Below are 3,693 nucleotides of genomic sequence, written 5' to 3' on the forward strand. Positions count from 1 at the left end.
CCCCAGTGGGGCCGCGCGCGGCCACGCCCGTTGGGCGTGGAGACGGCGCCCCGCGCCGCCTCTGACGCCGGGCGGGAGAACCGCGCGGCATCCCGTGGTCCATCCGGAGGGAGCAGTCCACCGCCACCGTCCTTGCAGCCGCGCGTGCGCCTTGTTGTGATGGTCCCTGTTGCGCTGTCGCCAGATATATGCGGTCGCTCCCGGCGCAACGCGCATAAAAAGTATCAGCCTTCCTGACCCGTTGTTTCGCGCGCGAAACAATAGGTCACATCTTCTGACCTATCCAATGCCGCGCCGGAGCCAGGGCCGACGCACAAAAAGACCCGCCACGAGGGGCGGGTCCTTGTCGTTCCTTTCAGAGGCAGCGCTTACTCCGGGATGGAGCCTTCGATGCCTTCGACGTAGAAGTTCATGCCTGCCAGCGTCCCGTCATCTGCGGTCTCGCCCTCGGCCAGAAAATCAGATCCGTCCTGCTTTTTCAGCGGACCGGTGAAGGGGTGGTATTCGCCAGAGGCCATCGCATCCTTCAGCGCCAGGGCTTCCGCCTTGACCTCGGCCGGAACGGCATCGGTGATCTCGCCGATGCCAACCATGCCCGGACCAATGCCGTCCCAGGTGTCGGTGGAGGTCCAGGTGCCGTCGATCACGGCCTTGGTGCGGGCGATGTAATAGGGCGCCCAGTTGTCGATGATCGACGAGACGCGCGGCTTGGGCGCGTATTCCGCCATGTCAGAGGCCTGACCAAAGGTGATCACATTGCCGGCCGCCTGGGCGGCGGCTTGCGGCGCGGTGGAATCGGTGTGCTGCAGGATCACGTCGGCGCCCTGTTCGATCAGCACCTTGGCGGCATCGGCCTCTTTCGCAGGATCAAACCAGGTGAAGGCCCAGACGATCTTGAACTCGACGTCGGGGTTCACTTTCTTGGCGTGGATATAGGCCGAGTTGATGCCGCGGATCACTTCCGGGATCGGGTAGGAGCCGATGTAGCCGATAATGTTGCTCTCGGTCATATGGCCCGCAATGGTGCCCTGGACCGCACGGCCTTCGTAGAACCGCGCGGAATAGGTGGAGACGTTGTCGGCGCGTTTGTAGCCGGTGGCGTGCTCGAATTTCACATCCGGGAATTTGGCCGCCACGTTGATGGTCGGGTCCATATAGCCAAAGGAGGTGGTGAAGATCAGGTCCGCGCCCTGCAGCGCCATCTGGGTGATGACGCGCTCGGCATCGGGGCCTTCTGCGACGTTCTCGACATAGACGGTTTCGACCGCATCGCCGAATTCCTCGACGACAGCCTTGCGGCCCTGGTCGTGCTCATAGGTCCAGCCGCCGTCACCGACGGGGCCAACATAGACAAATCCAACCTTGGTCTTGTCCTGGGCCAGCGCGCCACCAGCGGCCAGACCCAGCGCAACAGCCGCGCCGGTAAGGAGTGAAGTGAGTTTCATCAGATGGGTTCCCCCTGTTTGGTTCCATAATTGCAATCCGCCCCGGTTATCGCCGAAGCTGGACAGTGTAGTCATCGCCGGGACCAAACGGGGTCCAGACGATCAGACGCCCCCCGAACTCAGCGAGAGGCGTGAAAACTCCGGCCAAGCGACGCCGGCGCGCTGCTCTTGTCGGCGGAAAGGATGACGAGCACCAGAATGGTGATCAGATAGGGCGACATTGCCAGATACTCTACCGGGATGGCAACGCCTGCTGCCTGCAGATTAAGCTGCAAGACGGTAATGCCGCCAAAAAGATAGGCACCCAGCAGGGCGCGCCAGGGCTTCCAGCTGGCAAAGACCACCAGCGCCAGGGCGATCCAGCCGATGCCGGCGGTCATGCCCTCGGTCCACTGCGGCACCCGGATCAGGCTGATATAGGCGCCGCCCAGCCCGGCGCAGGCGCCGCCGAACAGGATCGCCAGTGTGCGGATCTTGACCACCTTGTAGCCCAGCGCATGGGCCGCCTCGTGATTTTCGCCCACCGCACGCAGGATCAGCCCGGCACGGGTGAACTTCAACACGATCCAGACCGCCGCCGTCAGCGCCACCCCGAAATACAGGATCACGTCATGGCCAAAGAGAATGCGCCCGACAACGGGCAGATCAGACAGCAGCGGGATATCAATGCGGCTCATCTGCGGCGGCTTGACCCCGACATAGCGCTGCCCCATCAGGGCCGACAGACCGAGGCCGAACAAGGTCAGCGCCAGACCGGAGGCGACCTGATTGGCCAGCGCCAGCTGTGTCAGCACCACAAACAGCAGCGACAGCACCGCCCCGGCGACGGCCGCCGCGACGAAGCCCAACAGGGGCGATCCGGTCTCGACCGCCGCGGCAAAGCCGGCAATGGCGCCGGTGATCATCATCCCCTCGACGCCGAGGTTCAGCACCCCGGATTTCTCCACCACCAGCTCGCCGATCGCGGCCAGCAACAGCGGTGTGGCCGCCACCATCAACGAGGCGATCAGAAGGACGGGATTGATTGCAGACAGATCCATCACGCGACCTCCGGCTTGCCAAGGGAAATGCGAAAGTTTGTGAGCAGGTCAAAAGCCAGAAGGAAGAACAGCAGCATCCCCTGAAAGACCTGAATGGCGGCCGAGGGCAGGCCCAGGTTCCCCTGCGCAATATCGCCGCCAATATAGGTCAGCGCCATCAGCCCACCGGCCAGGAGGATGCCCACGGGATGCAGGCGACCCAGAAAGGCCACGATGATCGCGGTGAACCCATAGCCGACGTTGAAATCAATCGAGACCTGACCGGAGGGCCCGGAGACCTCGAACATGCCGGCAAGCCCCGCCAGCGCACCAGAGGCCCCGAGACAGAACAGCACCAGTCGCGCAGGTTTGACGCCGGCAAACCGCGCCGCCCGGGGCGCCTCGCCGGTCAGCCGGATGTGATAGCCCAGCATATGCCGGTTGAGCAGCACATAGGCAAAGATCACCGCGATCAGGGCGGCAACCACCCCCCAATGCATGCCGCTGCCGGCAAGGATCTCGCCGTTATGGGCGCTGGCATATTGCTGCAGGTTGCGCGAGCCGGGAAAGCCAAACCCCTCGGGGTTCTTCATCAGTCCCAGCGACATCGAGGCCAGGAACTGCTCGGCCACATAGACCAGCATCAGCGACACCAGGATCTCATTGGTGCCGAAGCGGGTCTTCAGAACCGCCGGGATCATCGCCCAGGCCCAACCGCCCAACGCCCCGGCAAGGATCATCAGCGGAAAGATGATCCAGCTCTCCATCGGGTAAAAGGCCAGCCCGACACCGGCACCGGTCAGCGCGCCGATGATATATTGTCCCTCGGCGCCGATGTTCCAGATTCCGGCGCGAAACCCCAGCGACAGGCCAATCGCAATCAGCACCAGCGGTGCGCCCTTCACCAAAAGCTGCGGACGGTAGTAAAAGGCAAATTCGCCAAACAGCGGATCCCAGAAAATCGTGCGGATCGCCTCCACCGGGTTCTTGCCAAGGGTGGCGAACAACAGCCCCCCCATCACCATGGTCGCCAGCACCGCCACCAGCGGTGTCGCCAGCGACCAGGCGCGCGACGGCTGCGGTCGTTTCTCTAGCCGGATCATCTGTCCCTGTCCTGTCCCTTATGGCCGACGTTTTGTACCCCGGTCCTTTTCATCTTTTGCCAAATACCTCCGCCGGAGGCGCCCGCCCGCCGGGGGAGGAGCCCCGGATCTCGGCCACCACCAAGG

General features: G+C 63.5%; 3 protein-coding genes. All 3 read right to left on the reverse strand.

All coding sequences use genetic code 11. From position 1 onward, the window contains the following. Positions 1–368 precede the first annotated feature (368 nt). The 3 genes from TRIHO_RS19905 to TRIHO_RS19915 all read right to left on the reverse strand — a co-directional run bounded on the left by TRIHO_RS19905 (position 369) and on the right by TRIHO_RS19915 (position 3,567). Positions 369–1,445 (reverse strand): BMP family ABC transporter substrate-binding protein, encoded by a 1,077-nt coding sequence (locus TRIHO_RS19905; protein WP_068247991.1) that lies wholly within the window; start codon positions 1,443–1,445, stop codon positions 369–371. 119 nt (positions 1,446–1,564) lie between these two features. Beyond that, positions 1,565–2,485, reverse strand: a complete 921-nt coding sequence (locus TRIHO_RS19910; RefSeq protein WP_068247992.1) for an ABC transporter permease — start codon at positions 2,483–2,485, stop codon at positions 1,565–1,567. After that, positions 2,485–3,567, reverse strand: a complete 1,083-nt coding sequence (locus tag TRIHO_RS19915; protein ID WP_068247995.1) for an ABC transporter permease — start codon at positions 3,565–3,567, stop codon at positions 2,485–2,487. Before TRIHO_RS19915 ends, TRIHO_RS19910 begins: the two co-directional genes overlap by 1 nt. Positions 3,568–3,693: the final 126 nt, after the last annotated feature.

This window comes from Tritonibacter horizontis, from assembly GCF_001518015.1.
GTDB classification, from domain to species: domain Bacteria; phylum Pseudomonadota; class Alphaproteobacteria; order Rhodobacterales; family Rhodobacteraceae; genus Epibacterium; species Epibacterium horizontis.